This is a genomic window from Streptomyces sp. NPDC093801, from assembly GCF_040701585.1.
In the GTDB taxonomy this organism is placed as follows: domain Bacteria; phylum Actinomycetota; class Actinomycetes; order Streptomycetales; family Streptomycetaceae; genus Streptomyces.
The window spans coordinates 228,027-245,665 of record NZ_JBFBDP010000004.1 but is presented as its reverse complement, the minus strand read 5'-3'; the positions used below and the strand labels follow the sequence as shown (position 1 = coordinate 245,665).

At 75.8% G+C, this 17,639-nt stretch carries 13 protein-coding genes; 7 read left to right on the top strand and 6 right to left on the bottom strand.

What is annotated here, in order from left to right; translation table 11 throughout:
- Positions 1-119 precede the first annotated feature (119 nt).
- Entirely contained in the window at positions 120-3,077 is a 2,958-nt protein-coding gene (locus AB0469_RS06345; RefSeq protein ID WP_366450173.1) for an AAA family ATPase, read from the top strand.
- A 203-nt stretch (positions 3,078-3,280) separates the two neighbouring features.
- The gene (locus tag AB0469_RS06340) at positions 3,281-5,077 is read left to right on the top strand and encodes a BTAD domain-containing putative transcriptional regulator (RefSeq protein WP_366450172.1); all 1,797 of its coding nucleotides are present in this window, start codon (positions 3,281-3,283) and stop codon (positions 5,075-5,077) included.
- 125 nt (positions 5,078-5,202) lie between these two features.
- Here AB0469_RS06340 and AB0469_RS06335 read toward each other — a convergent pair whose 3' ends face one another.
- The 6 genes from AB0469_RS06335 to AB0469_RS06310 all read right to left on the bottom strand — a co-directional run bounded on the left by AB0469_RS06335 (position 5,203) and on the right by AB0469_RS06310 (position 11,313).
- A complete protein-coding gene (locus AB0469_RS06335; RefSeq protein WP_366450171.1) occupies positions 5,203-6,618 on the bottom strand; it encodes an MFS transporter in 1,416 nt (471 codons plus the stop codon).
- On the bottom strand, positions 6,615-7,544 hold the full coding sequence (locus AB0469_RS06330) for a hypothetical protein (RefSeq protein ID WP_366450170.1): 930 nt from the start codon (positions 7,542-7,544) through the stop codon (positions 6,615-6,617). Before AB0469_RS06330 ends, AB0469_RS06335 begins: the two co-directional genes overlap by 4 nt.
- A 2-nt stretch (positions 7,545-7,546) precedes the next feature.
- A complete protein-coding gene (locus AB0469_RS06325; protein ID WP_366450169.1) occupies positions 7,547-8,815 on the bottom strand; it encodes a radical SAM protein in 1,269 nt (422 codons plus the stop codon).
- Positions 8,812-9,774, bottom strand: coding sequence for a hypothetical protein (locus AB0469_RS06320; RefSeq protein ID WP_366450168.1), 963 nt, complete (start codon positions 9,772-9,774; stop codon positions 8,812-8,814). The genes AB0469_RS06325 and AB0469_RS06320 overlap by 4 nt, the downstream gene beginning before the upstream one ends.
- A gap of 62 nt (positions 9,775-9,836) precedes the next feature.
- Positions 9,837-11,075 carry a glycosyltransferase gene (locus AB0469_RS06315; protein WP_366450167.1) on the bottom strand — a complete coding sequence of 413 codons (1,239 nt, stop codon included), beginning with the start codon at positions 11,073-11,075 and terminating at the stop codon, positions 9,837-9,839.
- A gap of 115 nt (positions 11,076-11,190) precedes the next feature.
- Positions 11,191-11,313 (bottom strand): hypothetical protein, encoded by a 123-nt coding sequence (locus AB0469_RS06310; protein ID WP_344158603.1) that lies wholly within the window; start codon positions 11,311-11,313, stop codon positions 11,191-11,193.
- Between the two features lie 295 nt (positions 11,314-11,608).
- On the opposite strand from AB0469_RS06310, the gene AB0469_RS06305 reads away from it, so the two are divergent.
- From AB0469_RS06305 to AB0469_RS06285, 5 genes are all read left to right on the top strand, one after another.
- Entirely contained in the window at positions 11,609-12,694 is a 1,086-nt protein-coding gene (locus tag AB0469_RS06305) for a radical SAM protein (protein ID WP_366450166.1), read from the top strand.
- The gene (locus AB0469_RS06300; protein ID WP_366450165.1) at positions 12,691-13,353 is read left to right on the top strand and encodes an iron-containing redox enzyme family protein; all 663 of its coding nucleotides are present in this window, start codon (positions 12,691-12,693) and stop codon (positions 13,351-13,353) included. The genes AB0469_RS06305 and AB0469_RS06300 overlap by 4 nt, the downstream gene beginning before the upstream one ends.
- A 44-nt stretch (positions 13,354-13,397) precedes the next feature.
- Positions 13,398-13,577, top strand: coding sequence for an aroma-sacti cluster domain-containing protein (locus AB0469_RS06295; protein WP_366450245.1), 180 nt, complete (start codon positions 13,398-13,400; stop codon positions 13,575-13,577).
- A 90-nt stretch (positions 13,578-13,667) separates the two neighbouring features.
- Complete coding sequence (locus AB0469_RS06290; RefSeq protein ID WP_366450164.1) at positions 13,668-16,799, top strand: adenylate/guanylate cyclase domain-containing protein; 3,132 nt, start codon at positions 13,668-13,670, stop codon at positions 16,797-16,799.
- Complete coding sequence (locus AB0469_RS06285) at positions 16,796-17,629, top strand: S8 family serine peptidase (protein WP_366450163.1); 834 nt, start codon at positions 16,796-16,798, stop codon at positions 17,627-17,629. The genes AB0469_RS06290 and AB0469_RS06285 overlap by 4 nt, the downstream gene beginning before the upstream one ends.
- The last annotated feature ends 10 nt before the right edge of the window (positions 17,630-17,639 follow it).

The window sequence follows — 17,639 nt, the reverse complement described above, 5'->3', positions numbered from 1 at the left end:
GGGGAGGACGGACACCCCGCGCGGGGACGTGTCAGGGACGCAGCCGTGGCGGATCGGTCGGAGGCCGGGGGATTCCCCGGCCTTTGCCGTGTTTGAACAAGATCCAGTAGCCTGCGCCCATGCGAGCGACGTCGTCGGTCACCGTGGGGCGGGCCGCTGAGATCCGGCTTCTGGACGAGGCCCTGGAAAGCGCCGGGAAGGGTGCCGGACGGGCGGTGTTCCTCGTCGGCGAGGCGGGGATCGGCAAGTCACGGCTGGCCGGCGAGTCCGCCCTGCGCGCCTACGGCCGGGACATGCCGGTCCTGCGCGGCCGTGCCACGTCCACCGGCCTCGTCGTGCCCTTCCGTCCCCTGGTCGAGGCGCTCTCCTCGCGGTTCCGGGCCGCGGGCGCTCCGGACGACCCCGAACTCCAGCCCTACCGGCCCGCGTTGGCCGGCCTGGTGCCGGAGTGGCGGGCCGGTGCGGTGGCGCCCGGATACGCGATCTCCCTGGTCGAACTGGCCGAGGCGCTCCTCAGGCTGCTGGCGGTGCTCGGCCGCGAGCGGGGCTGCCTGATCCTGCTGGAGGACCTGCACGACTCCGACACCGAGACGATCGCCGTCGTCGAGTACCTCGTCGACAACCTGGCGGAACTGCCGGTGCTCCTGGTCGGCACGCTCCGGCCCGACCCGGGCCCGGCCGTGGACCTCGCGCTCGCCGCCGAGCTGCGCAACACCGCCTCGCTGAGGGAGCTGGGGCCGCTGGACGAGCCCGCCGTAAGGGACATGGCGGCCGCGTGTCTGGACGCCGGACCGGGAGAGGTGCCCCCGGCGGCGCACCGCCACCTCGCGCAGTGGGCGGGCGGGAACCCGTACCTGGTGGAGGTGCTCCTGGCCGACCTGCTGGACACCGGACGGCTGAGCAGGACCGACGAGGGGTGGCGGCTGGCGGAGCACGGCGGTGCGCCGGTGCCGGCGGGCGCGGTCCGCAGCTGGGCGCGCCGGCTGGACCGGCTCGACGGACCGGTGCGCGAACTGCTGCTCGTCGCGGCGACGCTCGGCGGCCGGTTCTCCGTCGGGGCCCTCAGGGCGGTGACCGGACTCGACGACCGGGCACTGTTCGCCCACCTCCGGTCGGCCTTCGAGGCGGGGATCATCGCCCCGGACGGGGCCGCCCACGACCACTACACCTTCCGGCACGCCCTCACGGCGGACGCGCTCAGGGCCTCGCTGCCGCCCGCGGAGCAGGCCGCGCTGGCCCGGCGCGCGGCCTCGGCCATCGAGGAGTCCGCCGCGGAACTCTGCGGTGACCAGCGCCAGTTGGTGGCCACGCTGCGGCTGGCGGCGGGCGACAAGGTGGCGGCGTCCCGGCAGTTCGCCCAGGTCGGCCGGCAGATGCTGGACGCCGGTGCGTCGGGTTCGGCCGCCGTGCTGCTGGAGCGCGCCCGCGGGCTCGCGTCCGACGAGGAGCGGGACGAGGTCACGGTGCACCTCGCGATCGCCCAGGCCGAGTCCGGGCGGCTCGACGATGCGGCCGCACTCCTCGACGACCTTCCGCCCGCGCCCGCCGGTTCGCGTGCCGCGGAGGAGCGGGCCCAGGCGCACACGCAGGTCGCGTGGGTCGCGACCATGGCGGAGCAGCAGGAGGAGGCGCGCCGCCGGATCCGGGCGGCCCGCACCCTGCTCGGAGCCGCCCCGCGCCCGGAGCAGGAGGCGGCGCTCGCGGTGGTCGAGGGCCACCTCGCGCTGCTGCCGGAGCAGGCCGGCGCCGGGGGCGGCCCGGCGGGCCGGGAAGAGGAGGACGGCCGTGGGCGACGGGAGGAGGCGGAACGTTCCGCCCGGAGCGCCGCGCTGACCGCGGAGCAGCGCGGCCGGCCCGTGGTGGCCTGCCAGGCGTGGCAGCTGCTGGCGATGCTGTCCCGGGAGCGCGGCTTCGACGAGGCCGACGCCTGCCTGGAACGGATGCTCGCGGTCGCCGAGGAGCACCGGCTCGCGCTGTACCGGGCCGAGGCACTGGTGCGGCTCGGCACCAACGCGTTCATGCGGACCGGTGGGGCGACGCGCCTGGAGACGGCCCGCACGGCCGCCCACGAACTCGGTTCGCTGGCCCTGCTCCAGGCCGTCGACGGACTGCTCGCCATGCAGAGCGTGCTCGGAGGGCGATGGGAGCGGGCCCGGGAGATCGTCGAGCGGTCGGTGGAGGCCAGCGCCCGCCTCCAGAACCTGTCGACGCACCGCTACCTGCTCCTCGTCGACGCCACGCTCGCCGCCCACCAGGGGCGGGCCCGCGATCAGGAAAGGGCCCTGGTCCGGTTCCGCCGGGCGGGCGGCGAGGAATCCATGCTCGTGCCCCTGCAGCGCGGACTGTGCCAGGCCGTGGGCGCGCTGATGGGGGAGGACCGGGAACGGGCGAAGGCCGAACTCGACGCGGCGCTGGTGTGGGAGCGGGAGCACCCGAGCTTCTTCTACCTCAGCGGCCGCTACGGGCTCGGCCCCCTGCTGCGGATCCTCGACGGCGAGGACGCCGGCCGGGAGGCGTACCGGGAGGCCCTGGACTCGCCGGGCGGCCAGCTGGCCTGGAACCGGATGTTCCTTTCCATGGCGGACGCGGTGCTGCGCGGCCGGGACGGGGACCCGGACGGTGCGCTGCGCGCCGTGGAGCGGGCCGGCCGGGCGGCGACGGTGTTCCCGCAGGCGTGGCACCTCGCGCTGCGGCTGACCGCCGAGGCGGCGCTCGCCGACTCCTGGGGCGAGCCGGTCGCCTGGCTGCGGACCGCCGAGGAGTACTTCCACGAGGCGGGTGTGACGCCGGTGGCCGGGGCCTGCCGGGCCGTCCTGCGGCAGGCCGGGGTCAGCGTCCCGCAGCGCCGGGGCGGCCGGGAGCGGATCCCCGCGGGCCTGCGCACCGCGGGCGTCACGCCGCGCGAGTACGAGGTGTTCGTACTGCTCGCGCAGCGGCCCGGCAACCAGCAGATCGCCCAGAGCCTGTGCATCTCGCCCCGGACCGTGGAGAAGCACATGGCGAGCCTGATGGTGAAGACCGGCTCGGCGGACCGCGCGGCCCTGTGCGCCCTGTCGGCGGAGTGCGCGCAGGAGTAGCGGCGGCCGGCGGGGCCCGGGTGGGGGCCCTCCGGGGGAGGCCCCCGTCAACATGGGGGTCCGGACCCCCATAGGGGGGTGCCCGACCCCCATGGCACGGTCACGGGCGGCGGGAGTCTGCGGGCCGGGTACCGATGTGCGACGGGGTACGGGCCGCTGATCATCGGGGGGACCGATCCACTCCCGCACCCTACGGAGGTTCGATGCCGCTTCCGTCCGCGCAGCCCGCAGCGTCACCCGGCACGCTCAGGTTCTCCGTCCTCGGCCCGCTCACGGTCCACCGGGACGGCCGGGCACTGCCCCTCGGCCCGTTGAAGCAGCGGGTCGTGCTGGCGGCCCTGCTCGGCTCCGCCAACAGCCCGGTGTCCGTCGACGCGCTGAGCGACGCGGTCTGGCAGGAGGACCCCCCGCGCACCGCCCGCAAGAACCTCCAGGTGTACGTGAGCGCCCTGCGCACACTGCTCGCGGACGACGGCGCGGACCGGCCCCGGCTCACCCACACGGGCGGCGGATACGTACTGCGCGTGGCCGAGGACGAGCTCGACCTCCTGAGGTTCCGCTCCCTGGTACGGGCCGCCGAGGGGCAGGGGCCCCGCCCGGCCGCCCGGCTGCTGCGCCAGGCCCTCGACCTGTGGCAGGGGCCGCCGCTGGGCGACGACCTGCGGCAGTCGCCCCGGCTGGCCGAGGAGGCCGAGCGGCTGGAGCTGCGCCATCTGACGGCCTACGAGAGCTGGGCGGAGGCGGAGCTGGAACTGGGCGGTGCGCCGGCGGTGGCCGAGGGGCTGCGCGACCTGGTGGAGCGGCACCCGCTCCGGGAGCGGCTCCGGTCCGCCTGGATGTGCGCGCTGGGCCGCTCCGGCCGGCAGGCCGAGGCGCTCGCGGCGTACGACGACTACCGGCAGCTCCTCGCCCGGGAACTGGGCCTGGAGCCGGGCGGCGCCATGGCGGCCCGGTACCGGACGATCCTCGCGGGTGACGCCCGGGCCGGGGCGCCCGTGCCCGCCCGGCCGCGGACCGCCCTGCCGCCCGACCTCGCCGACTTCACCGGACACGGCGAGGAACTGCGGTACCTCGTCGACCTCCTGGAGGACGACGGCGCCGGCCGTACCGTGCTGCTCTCGGGCCCCGCCGGGGCCGGGAAGACCACCCTCGCCGTGCGGGCCGCGCACCTGCTCGGCGACCGGTTCCCCGACGGGCGGATCTGCGTCTCCCTGCGCGACGCGGACGGGCTGGCGCGTCCGCTGCCGGCGGTGCTCGCGGAGCTCGGCGAACGGACCGGCCGGGTCGCGCCGTTCGGGCCCGACGCGTGGCGGGAGTGGCTGGAGGAGCACCGCGTGCTGGTGGTCCTGGACGACGTGCCCGACGAACGCGCCGTACGACCGCTGCTCCCGCACGGCGGTCGGGGCAGGGTGCTGCTCACCGCGCGCGGCCAGCTGGGCGGCCTGGCACCGGTGCACCGGGTCAGCGTCCCACCGCTGGGCACCGCCGAGTCGGTCCAGCTGCTCGCGGGCCTCGTCGGCCAGGGCCGGGTGCGGGCCGACCGGGAGGCCGCCCTGCGCATCGTGCGCGCGTGCGGCGGGTCGCCGCTGGCGGTCCGGGTGAGCGGGATGCGGCTCGCGGTGCTGCGCCACCTGCCGCTGCGCGAGTTCGCGGACCGGCTCGCCGACCCCCGGGGGGTGCTGGACGAACTGACCTCCGGGGACGTGTCCGTCCGGCGGTGGCTGGCCCACGGCTGGGAGGCGCTGCCCGAGGAGTGGGGCCGCGACGCGGGACGGCTCGCCGTGGGCACCGGGGAGGGGCCCTTCGGCCTGACCGAGGCGGCCGAGGCCCTCGGCTGCGACGAGCGGCACGCCGTACGGGTGGTGGAGGCGCTCATCGACGCCGGCGTGGTGACGTCGCCCTGCGGTGAGGTCACGGCGCACGCGGCGCAGTACGAACTGCCGCACCTGATACGGCTGTACGCGCACGGCTCGGGACTCGCCACCCCCGCCCTGACGTAGGCCTTCCCGGCGCCGGCTCCGGCCATCCCCCCCGGGCGGCCGGAGCCGACGCGTCACCGGGCCGCCGGCTTTCCGGGGCCGGGGCCGCCCGCCCCCGCAGAGCGGCCGTCGGGCCGGTCGACGGTTCAGGCGGCGGGTTCCCCGTCGTCGTGGGCGACGACCTCCACCCGTTCCCTCCGCTCCGGTCCCGGCTCCGTCTTCCCGGGGGCCTCCCCGGGGGCCTCCCCGGCCCCTTCCGTGCCGGGGAGGGCGGTCCACGCGAAGACGCCCGCCAGGAGGATGACCAGCCCCGCCGCGGCGATGACCGTGTCGACGGGACCGAACCGGAGCCCGCCGAGCGAGCCCTCGACGCCCCGCAGCGCGGATCCGGCGAGCCAGCCGGACAGGACGGCGGAGAGGATCGACGCCAGCCTCGTCACCGGGTAGAACACGGCCACCACCCGGCCCCGGTACTCCGGGGGCGCCGCCGAAAGCAGCAGCGGTGACATCGCGGTGTTCAGCAGGGTGAGGGGAACGGTGAACACGAAGAGCAGGGCGACGCCGCCCGGGAACCCGGTCTGCCGGGAGTAGGCGACCAGCAGCACACCGCTCACCAGCAGGCTGATCCAGGTGGTCCTGCGCGCCCCGAGCCACTGCACCACCCGGCCCCCGCTCAGCGCTCCCGTGATGCCGCCCGCACCCATCGCCATGCCGAGGTATCCGTACAGGTGCGCGTCCGCGTGGAGGCTGCCGGTGGCGAAGAAGACGTTGAGGGTGCCCAGCGCCCCCATCCCGAACTGCCCGATGACGGCGAGCAGGAGCAGCGCCACCAGGAACCTGCTGCCCGCGAAGAAGCGCAGCCCGTCCGCGAACTCGCTTCTCCAGTTCCCCCGTTGCCGGGCGGCGGCCCTGCGCGCGCGGCCCGCCGAGGCGGGGGCCGGGCCGGCCCCGCGCACGCCGACGGAGCGTATCGCGACGTAGGACACCGCGTAGGACAGGCCGTTGAGGAGCAGGGCCCACTGCAGTCCGGCGGTGAACAGCAGCGGCGCGGCGAGGGGCGGCCCGATGATCCAGGCCGTCTCGCCGGTCGCCTGCCCGATGCCGGCCGCCCGGGCCCGGTCGGCGTCCCCGGTCACCAGGTCCGCGAGGACCGCGAAGCGCGCCGGGGAGAAGAACTGGCCGGCCGCGTTGAGCACGAGCACGGTCGCGTAGATCAGGACGAGCCAGACACCGGTCGGGAGGGTGCCGGCCGGCAGCAGGGTGAGGGCCGTCAGCACGGCCACCAGGGCGCCGCGGAGCGCCTCGGAGCGCAGCATCGTGGCGCGCTTGTCCCAGCGGTCGACGAACACGCCCGCCAGCGGCCCGATGACCAGTACGGAGACGCCCGAGGCCATCACGATGCCGCTGACGGCCATCGGCGCCCACGACTCGCCCTTCGCCAGCACGGTCGCCACCCACAGCACCAGCGTCGTGTTGAAGACGGCGTCCCCGACGGACGAGACGGCCTGCCCGAACCAGAGTCGGGTGTAGTCGCGGTTGATCAGGGTAAGCCGCGGCTTCATGACGGCCTCGGCGAGGAGACGACCAGCGCCATGAGGGCGGTGACCAGGGTCGTGTGGTACGCCTTCGCGAAGAACTCCCCGGCCGGGGCCGACGGGTGCGCAGCCAGCGCGGCCGACCGCCCCGGGACCGCCCCGTCGGGCCGCTGGGCCCGCACCAGGCACTCCACGGCCGCGGCTCCGGAGGGCGTGTCCAGCGGCTCGCTCCCCAGGATGAACTGGGTGAGGACCAGCTCCGCGGCCAGGTCCCACCGGTCGTGCCCGACGCAGTGGACCAGCAGCCGGTCGACCAGGTCCCGGGCGTGCGCCAGGCCGGCCCCGTCCAGCCCGGGGGAGGTCCGGCCGAAGTCGCCCAGGTAGAAGGCGGCGTGCGTCACGGCGTACGCCTGCGGCTCGGTGAGCGGCGCCCCGTCATCCGACGCCGCCTCCCCCGGCCCGGCGGCGCGGAACGCGACGAGCGGGCTGTGCGGGAGGAGTTCGGCGTACGGCTCGACGGTGTGGCGGACGCCGGCCTTGTCGGCGTAATGGCGGGTCTCCAGGCGCTGGTAGGGGGACTTCCCCCGGGGCGAGAGGAACTCGGGGTCGAGTTGCGCGAGCGTCGCGCGGACCTGGGTCCCATCGATCCCGTCGGGGGCCAGCGCCGCGTAGACCAGCGCGTATGCGGACGCGTACGACGGGATCCCGGCGAACAGCTTCGGGAGGTCCGGGGCCTGCCACAGCCTGCGCACCAGGGCCCCGGCCTTGTCCAGTGCCTCCGGGGGGTCGGGCAGGCGGGAGGCGCAGTGAAGGAGCAGCGCCAGTTCCAGCGCCGCCTTCGCCTTGCCGAGGGCCGTCGGATGGGCCCCCGGGGAGAACGGGTCGAAGTGGTCGAGGTTCCCGTCCAGCCAGCCGAGCGCGCCGGCGGCGAGCCGCTCCAGGGGTGAGGACATGACTACAGGCGCCCCGTCTCTTGCAGGTAGTCGAGCAGGGCCGTGTCGACGGAGTCGCGGAACCTGGCGAGCGTCCTCGCGTCCTCGTCGTAGCGGTAGAGGTCCTGGCAGGCGATCCAGCGGTCGCGGGTCTCCCCGCCCGGCCGGTAGCCGTCGGTGACCGTGCCGACCTCCCAGTCGGGCTTGCCGGCGGTCTCCCAGCAGCTGGCCAGGGTGCCGTCCGCGCTCACCACCGCGCCGTACCGGCCGTCGGTGTGACCGCAGGTGACGCACGTCTGGCGGGCGCCGGGGCGGCCCACGGTGAAGCCGAGGTCGAGCGCCCGGCGCTGCCACCGGGTGAAGGCGGCCGGGAGTTCACCCGTGTGCAGCAGGCTGTTGGTGTAGCCGACGCCCACGTCGCCGATCCGGGCGAAGTACAGGGTGCACCGGGCGGGGTCGAGCGTGGCGGCGAGCCGGTCGATCAGGGAGTCCACGCCGTGGAAGGTCTCCTGGGAGACGTTCACCCGCAGCATCCACTGGAGCGGCGTGGCCTCGGTGGCCTTGGCGATGTTGCCGACGATCTTGTCGAAGGTGGCGCCGCCGTCCGCCCGGCCGATCCGGATCCGGTCGTGGTCGGCGCGGTCGCCGTCGAAGGTGACCTGGACGGAGGTCAGCCCGCGGTCGCTGAGCTTGCGGGCGAGGGACGGGGTGAGCAGCGTGGCGTTGGAGATCATCCAGGCCGAGGTCGGCGCGATCTCCGCGGCCCGCTCCAGCAGCTCCAGGCAGCCGCGCGGGTTGAGCAGGGGCTCCCCGCCGAAGAGCAGGATCTTCAGCTTGTCCAGGCCGACGGCGGCCATCTGCCGCTCGGTGAAGCCGAGGATGTCGGTGATGGTCTCGGAGGTGAGGCGGGTGCGGCCGATCCGGGGCGGCCGGCTGCCGCCCGCCTCGTCCTGGGCGGTGTTCTGGAAGCAGTACCCGCAGCCCAGGTTGCAGTGGGTGCTGGTCAGGACGGTCAGCGCGTAGGAGCTGATCCGGCCGGGGGTCAGCATGCCGGTCTCCTGCAGCCGCCGCTCCGCCTCGGGGCGCAGGCCCCCGTCGGAGGTGACGTGCCGGTCGCGGAGACGTGCCACCCCGCCCGGACCCAGGAACCACCAGTTCCGCTCGCCCTTCAGGAGGCGGGCGCCGGAAGGGAGGGGCGCGGGGTTCCCGGCGGCGGGGTCCGCCGCTGCCGGGTCCGTGGCCGTTGCGAGCCTCACGGGGAGGCCGGTGCTCACTGCCTGGTCGATGCTCACAGGGTCTCCCGTATGGCCGTTGCCGCCGTCAGGGCGGGTTCTTTGGTCCGGCCGCTTGTGACGACCAGCGTCATCAGCGCCACGATGAGGGTCACTTTGTAGGACTTGCGGAAGTACTCGACGGGCGTGGCGTCCGCCGGGAGCCGCTCGCCGGCGGAGCGTCCGGGGATCGCTCCGTCAGGGGCCTGGGCAGCGGCGAGCATCCGCAGGCCGGCCGCGCCGGAGGGGGTGCGCAGCGGATCCGCGCCCAGGCAGTACTGGGCGAGCATCAGCTTCGGCACGACGTCCCAGTCGCCGAGTCCCACGCAGTGGTCCGTCAGGCGTTCCACCACGCGCAGGGCGCGCTCCTGCTCCTCCGCGGGGAGCGGGAGTTCGCGCAGGCCGAAGTCGCTGAGGTAGAAGAGGGTGTGCGCGACCTTGCAGGCGTCCAGGTCGGCCACGGGCAGCGGACCGGCGAGGGGGAGCGGACTCGCCTCGTACAGCTCCTCGTACGGGGCGAACTCGTGCTCGACGCCCGCGAGATCGGAGTAGAACCTGGCCTCCAGGTGCACGAACGGCGGCTTCCGGCCCGGCGCCAGGTAGCGGTCGGCCGCCAGCCGGTCCAGCAGGGCACGGGACGCGGCGGTGGCCGGCCCGCCCGGGGCCAGCGCCGCGTACATGAGCTCGAACTGGCCCGCGCGCCCGGCGTCGAGGGCGAGGAGTCGAGTGAAGTCGGGCCGCTGCCAGACCTGTTCGACCACCCTGGTCACCTCGGCCAGGGCGGGGTCCGCGGGGGCGCACTGCTCCCAGTGGCGGCGGAGCATCGCGAGCTGCAGGAGGGCCTTCGCGCGGGGGATCTCCGGTATCTCGGCGTGTGCGGCGGGGGAGTCGAGGTAGGCCGCGTGCAGCCGGATCCACCGCCGAGCGCCCGCCGCCAGGCTGGTCACGGCCTCGTCCGGGCCTGTTGTTCGCGTACTCATGGTTCTCCTTTGACGAAGCGGACGCCTCGGCGGCGGGCCGGGCCGGATCCGGAAGGGACGGCTCAGGCCGCGGAGGCGGCGGTGGCGGCGGTGGCGGCGGTGGCGGCGGCGCGGGCCGGGGGCACGGCGGCGGCCCCGGCCGGGGGAGCGGTCACGCCTGCCACCCGCTCGACGGCGTCGGCCGCGCGTGCCGCGCTGTCCATCGCGGCCAGCCTGCTGCCGAGCACGCGGGCGCGGGCCCGCAGGCCCTCGTCCCGCCAGGCGGACTCCAGGAGCGCCGAAGCATCCCCGGCCGGGCCCTTCGGGAAGTGCACGGCCACGCCGGCCCGCAGGCAGGCCCCGGTGAGCAGGGGCTGCTCGGAGCCGTTGGGCGAAAGCGCGAGGGGCCGGCCGCGAAGCAGCGCGGCCAGCACGGGCGCGGAGGTACCGCTGCTCAGCACGAGGCCGGCGCGGTCGACGAGCGGTCCCATCCAGCGCTTGCGGACCAGGAGGATGTCGGCCCCCGGGGCGGGCTCCGGGTCGGTGGACCGGCCCTGCTCGACCACGGCCTGGAACGGGCCACCGGTGAAGGCCTCGTTGAGCCGCGGCCACAGGGTCTTGCCCTCGAAGAAGCGGCCGAGGTGGACGTAGACGACGGGTTTGCCGTTCCGCGACAGGTGGTCCCCGATCGCCCCGGCCTCCGCCGGGTCGGGCGCCGGTTCCCAGGACAGCGGCCCCACGTGCCGGATCCGCTCCGGCAGCTCCGCACCCGGGTACTCCAGCTCCGGATCCCCGCGCAGCAGCAGCGCGTCGCCCAGCAGCGGTTCGGCCCCCCAGCGGGAGGCGCGCCCCGCCAGACCGGCCTCCTCCCGGAGGTCGCTGTAGAGCCCCAGGCAGCCATCGGTCCGGCTCCGCCGGGTCCGGCCCAGGTGCGGCTCGTCGTCGCCGCCGGACCGGTAGTCCCACAGGTGCGCCGCGAGCCCGATCACCACGACCGGGATGTCCAGCGTCTCGGCGGCCAGCAGGGCGCCGTTGCACAGCACGGAGGTGACCAGCAGGTCGGCCCCGGTCTCCCGGGCCGCGCGTACGGTCGCCCGGTACTGCGCCGCTCCGTTCGGCCCCCACCACGTGGCGGAGAACGCCCGGTGGCCGCCGTACTCCTCGGCCGCCGCGAACGGCAGTCCGGCATCGGCGGCGACGGGCGCCGCGGTGGACCGGCCCAGCACGCTGACGTCGTGGCCCCGCCGCCGTAGTTCGCGGCCGGCCGCGATCGCCGGGTAGAGGTAGCCGCCGTCACTGAGCGGGCAGAGAAGGATCTTCATGGGGTGCCGCTCCTCGGTGCGGTTCTGGTGCCGGGGTGGCCGCGGGCCCCCGGCTCCGGCAGGGATCTGCCGAGAGCCGGGGGCCCGCGCGGTGCTCAGCCTCGGTGACGGGATGTCACATCTCGTGCGAGTTGTTGATGACGCAGCCGCCGCCGTCGGAGATGCCGTCCTCGCTGTGGGCGACGACCTCGATGTCCTCGTTCTCGGTCTCGGCCTCGGGGTTGATGTTCTCGCTCATGTTCTTCTCCTTCGTTTCGTCGGCGTCGTTCCGCCGTCTGAGAAGAAAGTTACGGACCCCGGGTACGGGAACGCCTGGCCTGCGGTTCGGCACCGGTATACGCCGAGCTCACCGCCGTGGTACGCCCTGGAATCCCCTCCGCACGCCCCGCCGCGGCCCGGCTTCCGACCGCGCTGACCTGCGGATGAACCGATCACCAGGCGTTCGTGAACCGGAAGCCTGCCGCTCCCGGACACGATCCGGGCCATGCACGCGCGCGACCCGGGCGCGCGGTACGAGCTACGGAGGAAGAGACGTGGAGCTCGCGGAGCTCATCGGCCTGCGGCCGGTGCCCTGTGGCGGACTGCTGGTGGCGCTCACCCGCCGCTGCCCCATGAGCTGCGCGCACTGCTCCACCAACTCCTCCATGGCCGCCGCCGACCAGCCCGACCCGGAAGACCTGCTGCGCTTCATCGGCTCGTTCGGCGCCGAGGACCGGCCCGAGGCGGTCATGCTGACCGGCGGCGAACCGCTGCTGCTGCCGGAACTCGCCGCCCGCCTGGCCGGTGCCGCCCGCGCCGCGGGCTCCCGGGTGGCGCTGCTCAGCGGGATGTTCTTCGCCCGTGACGGACGCGTTCCCGACCGGATCATGCGGGCGATCACGGCCCTCGACCACTTCTCGGCCAGCATGGACGTCCACCACGAGCGCGAGGTCCCGCGGGCGGACGTGCTGCGCGCCCTGCGGGCCGTGCTCGACGCCGGGATCCCGGCCAGCGTCCACCTCACCGGTAGCGGACCCGACGACCCGTACCTGGCGGAAGCCGTCGCGGACGTCCGGCGCGCCTTCGCGGGCCGGGTGCCCCTGCTCGTCAACGAGGTCCGGCCGCTCGGCCGCGCCGCAGGCCTCGTCCGGGCCACACCGCCCGGACCGGACGGCTCCCTGGCGGCGCCGTGCACCCTCGCGGCCTGGCCGGTCGTCGCCTTCGACGGGACCGTGGCCGCCTGCTGCAACCAGTGGACGGTCGACCGCCGCCCCGTCCCCCCGCACCTGCGCCTCGGACACATCGCCGACGACGACTGGCAGGCCGTCCGCGCACGCTCCCTCGGCTCCCCGGTGCTGCGGATGCTGCGCTCCGTCGGCCCCCGCCGGCTGCACGCCCGCTACGGGTCCGAGCCCGCCCCGGCCGGCTACTGCCGCAGCTGCCACGCCCTCGCCGACCGCCCCGAGGTCCTCGCGGGCGCGTCCCGCGACGCGGGCGGCCGGGTCGGCGAACTCCTCGACCGGCTCGGCGCCCAGCAGCAGCTCGCCGCCGGACCCGCCGCCCTGGTGAGCCGCATGGGCTGCGCCCGCTACGCCCATCTGGTCGAGACGCTTCCCGCAGAGGAGAAGGGCCCCCGATGACCGTCACCGCGTCCCACGCGCTCAGGACCAAGCTCGCGCCCACCACCACCGTCCTGACGGCCGCGACCGCGGCCCTGTGGCGGCCGGACGGACTGCGGCAGCGGTACCCGCGCTACCTGGCCGCCATGCATGCGCTCGTCCGGGCCTCGGTGCCCCTGCTGGAGCGGGCCGCCGAGCGGTGCGCCGACCCGGACGACCCGGACGCGCGGACCCTCGCGGCGTACTACACCCGCCACGCCGAGGAAGAGCGCGACCACGACACCTGGCTGCTGGAGGACCTCGCCGCCGCCGGCGCCCGGCCGGCCGCCGTCCCGCACCCCGTCGCCGTCGAACTCGCCGGGGCGCAGTACTACCGGATCGAGCACGGGCACCCCGTCGCCCTGCTCGGGTACATCGCGGTCCTGGAGGGCAACGCCCCCGGTCCCCGGCTCGCCGACCGCCTCGCCGAGGTCACCGGCCTGCCCGGCGCGGCGTTCCGCACCCTCAGGGAGCACGCCGCGCTCGACGGCGGCCACCTCGACGACCTCCACCGGGTCCTCGACCGGCTCGCGCCGGCCCCGGACCGCCGGACCGCCGTCTCCGTCAGCGCGCTGCACACGGCGAACCTGCTCACCCGCCTCTTCCTCTCCCTCGCCGCCGACCCCGGAGGACACCCGTGACCGAGCACACCGCGCCGTACGACGACGCCCCGTCCGAGCCCACCCTGGAGGCGCTGGCCGCCGCGGGCTTCGACCTCGACGCCCTCAGCGAGGAGCAGCACGAGGTCCTGCGCACCCTGGCCCCCGAGGAACTGGCCCTGCTCGTCGACATCAGGGGGCGCCTCGACGCGGCGGCACCCGAGGTGCAGGCCCATGCCGACGTGGCCGGCGGCGCCCTCTTCTGACCCCGGCGCCCCCACCGTCCCGCCGCCGCCCTCTTCCGACCCCGGCGCCCCCCACCGTCCCGCCGCCGCCCCCGTCCACCGGAGGAATCCATGTCCTGCGCCTCCTGCCGGAGCGCACTGCCGCCCGACGCCCGGTTCTGCCCCTTCTGCGGCAGCCCGTGCACCCCCGGGCCGGTCACGGCCAGGCCGACCGGCCGCAAGGTGGTGACCGTCCTCTTCTGCGACCTGGTGGGTTCCACGGCGCTCTCCGGAGCACTGGACGCGGAGACCCTGCGCGCGGTGACGCTCCGCTGGTTCGACCTGATGAGGCTGCGGATCGAGGAGCAGGGCGGCACCGTCGAGAAGTTCATCGGGGACGCCGTGATGGCCGTCTTCGGCGTGCCGGCCGTGCGGGAGGACGACGCCCGCCGGGCGGTCGCCGCCGCCCTGGCCATGCGGGAGGCGCTCGCCGGGCTCAACGCCCGGCTGGAACAGGGCGTCGGCGTAAGGCTGGAGATGCGCATCGGCCTCAACACCGGCCAGGCGGTGACGGGGTCGGCGACCCTGCGGCAGGCGATGGTATCCGGCGAAGTGGTCAACGTCGCCGCGCGCCTGGAACAGAACGCCGCCGCCGGGGAGATCCTCATCGGACCGGACACCCTGGCGGCCGCCGGACCGGGCGTGCGGACGACGGAGACCGGCCCGCTGCTGCTCAAGGGCAAGAGCGACCGGGTCGCCGCCCACCGCCTGCTCGGCCTGGACGAGGACGAGGGCCCGGAGGCGCTGCGCCGCTTCGACCTCGCCTTCGTCGGCCGCACGCGCGAACTCGCGCTGCTCGACGAAGCGTTGGAGCGGATGGCGCGGACCCGCCGGGCCGACCGCACGGTGGTCTCCGGCGAGGCGGGCCAGGGCAAGACCAGACTCGTGCGGGAGTGGCTCCACCGCGCCGCGGCCACCGCCGGCGGCCCGCGCCACGGCGTCGGCCGCTGTCGGGCCCGGGGCGAACAGCCCAGCCTCGGACCGCTCGCCGACGCCGTGGCCGACCTGCTGCGGACCCGCGGCGAGCCCGCACCGTCGCCCGAACTGGACCTGCTCCACCAGGGCCTGCTCCTGGACGGAACGCCCAACCCGTCGCCCGCGGACACCTGCGCCGCGCTCGCCAAGGTCCTCGCCGGCCTCGCCGAGGCGCAGCCCGTGGTCCTGGTGATCGACGACTGCCACTGGGCCGCGCAACCGCTCTTCGACGCCCTCGACCGGCTGCTGCGCGCCCTCGCCGACGCGGCCGTCCTGATCGTCCTGCTCACCCGCCCCCAACTGTTCGACGTCCACCCCGGGCTGGCCCTGGACACCGTGCCGCTCGGCGGCCTCTCCGACGCCGAGGCGCAGCTCCTCGCGGCCGAGCTGACCGGGGGCACGGCGGACGCCGAGCCGCTCGGCCCCCGGGTCCTGGCACGGGTGGGCGGAAACCCCCTGCACCTGGAACAGCTGCTGGTGGCGGGCGACCCCGTCGACGCGGACAGCGTCCCGCTCCCGCTCCAGGCCCTGATCGGCGCCCGGATCGACGCGCTCGACCCGCCCGAGCACCGGGCGCTGGGCCTGGCGTCCGTGCTGGGCGGCGACTTCACCGCCGACGAGCTGACGGAGCTCGCCGGGGACCCCGCGCCCGAGTGGACCGCGTCCGGGCTCCGCCCCCTGCTGTACCGGCTGGTCCGGCACCGCCTGATCAGCCCGGACGGCGGGGCGTTCCGCTTCGCCGGAGGACTGGTCCAGGAGGTCGTCTACGCCAGCCAGTCCAAGCAGGACCGGGCCGACCGGCACGAACGGGCGGCCCGCCTGGACTCCGTCCGTGAGCGGGGCGCCGCGGCGGTCGGCGGCCATCTCGCACACGCGTACCGCTACCGGGCCGAGCTGGGCGCCCAGGACGCGCACTCCGACGAACTGCGCCGGGACGCCGCCGACGCGCTCGCCGAGGCCGGACGGCTGGCCCTGGCCCACGCCGACCCCGTATGGGCGGCCGACGTACTGTCCCGGGCCACGGCCCACTACGCGGCGGGCGAGCCGGGAAGCACGGCCGCACGACGGCGGCTCGGCCAGACCCTGCTGGACCTCGGACGCGGCACCGAAGGCCGGGCCCTGCTCGAAGAGGTGCTGGCCGAGGCCCGTTCCGGCGACGGGGACGCCGTGGAGGCCGCGCACGCCCGCCTCGCCCTGGCCTCGGCCGGCCGGTCCACGGGGCCGGACGGGTCGCCGGCGGAGGCCGCCGACGCCACCCTGCCGGTCTTCGCGGCGGCCGGCGACGACCTCGGCCAGGCCAGGGCCTGCCTGCGGCTCGCCCAGCGCGCCCAGGAACAGGGCCGGCACCGGGAGGCGGAGCGCCTGCTCGCCCGCACGCTGGACCACGCGGTACGCGCCGACGCCGAACCGGAGCGGGCCGCTGCCCTCGGCGCGACGGGCGTCTCGCTCTGGCGCGGCCCCCAGCCGGTCGCGGATGCGGTCACCCGGTGCCGCGAGCTCCTCGCCGAACAGGGGGCCGGCCGCCGGGCCGTCCGGCTGACGCTCAACTGCCCGCTGGCGGTGGTGCTGGCCCTCCACGACGACCGCGACGGGGCCCTGGCCTGCCTCGCGGAGGCGGAACACCTCGCCGAGCGGCTCGGCTACGCCGAGGCCGACGCCTTCCTGCCGATCTTCACCGCGACCGTGGCCGACCTGACCGGCCGCCGGGAGGACGCGCTCCGGAACCTGGAGCGGGCCGCGGCCGCCGCACGGGACCTGGGCGCCGCGGCGCTGCTGCGCAGCGCCCTGCTGGACACCGCCCGCATCCGGCTGGACCTCGGCGACTGGCGCACCGCCCGCGACGCCCTCGCCGAACTGGAGGGGGAGCGGCCGGTCCGGCCGCGGGCCGAGTCGGCGGACCTCGACGGCCTGCGGGCCCGGATCGCCGCCGCGCAGGGGCGGGCCGGGACCGCCGGCCGGCTGGCCGCCAGGGCGCTGGCCACCGCCGCCCGCACCGACTCGCCCGTCGTCCAGGGCACCGCCGCCCTCGACCTCGCCCGCACCGCACTCGCGCTCGGGCGCCCGGCCGACGCGGCCGCCGCGGCGGCGCGCGCCCGCCGGCACTTCGCGGCGAAGGGGCACCTCCCCGCCGTACGCCAGGCCGAGGCACTGGTCACCCGCTGCCACGCGCCCGGGCACGGACCCGCCCTCGGACGACCCACCGCAGTCGGAAAGGAAGCACCACGATGACCACCGCCCAGCAAGTGGCGCCCGCACTCACCTGGGGCCTGCGCGGCAGGGGCCCCGCGGACGTCCCCGTCGAGGCCGACGGTCCGCCGGACCCGCCCGAGAGGGGCCTCCTCGGAGGCACCGGTCGCGGCGTACGCGTCTGCGTGGTCGATTCGGGCGTCGAACGGGACCACCCGATGGTCGGCCCGGTCGCCCAGGCGTGGCGGGTCTTCAAGGACGGCGACGGGGTCCACGTCGAGGAGACCGATGAAGGGGACGCCTGCGGGCACGGCACCGCCTGCGCCGGGATCATCCGCCGCACCGCGCCGGACTGCGAACTGTCCAGCATCCGGGTGCTCGGCGACCGCTTCTCCGGCAGCGGGGACGTCCTGCTCGAAGGGATCCGGTGGGCCGTGCGCCAGCGGTTCGACGTGGTGAACCTGAGCCTGTCCACCACCCACGAGCGCTTCGTGGACGAGCTGCGCCGGCTGGCCGACGAGGCGTACTTCCAGCAGACCGTGATCGTCGCCTCCGCGCACAACACGCGCGTGGAGAGCTTCCCCTGGCGCTTCTCCTCGGTGATCTCGGTCGGCAGCCACCAGGAGGACGACCCCGACCTCCACCTCTACAACCCCGAGCCCCCGGTGGAGTTCTTCGCCCCCGGACAGAAGGTCCGGGTGGCCTGGCTCGGCGGCACGTCGATCCGCAGCTCCGGCAACAGCTACGCCACCCCGTTCATCGCGGGGCTCTGCGCGCGGATCCTGTCGAGCAGCCCCCGGCTGACGCCGTTCCAGCTGAAGAACGCCCTGTACCTGTCCGCAGCCAACGTCCGTGTCCACGGGCGCCGGTGACACCCGGCGC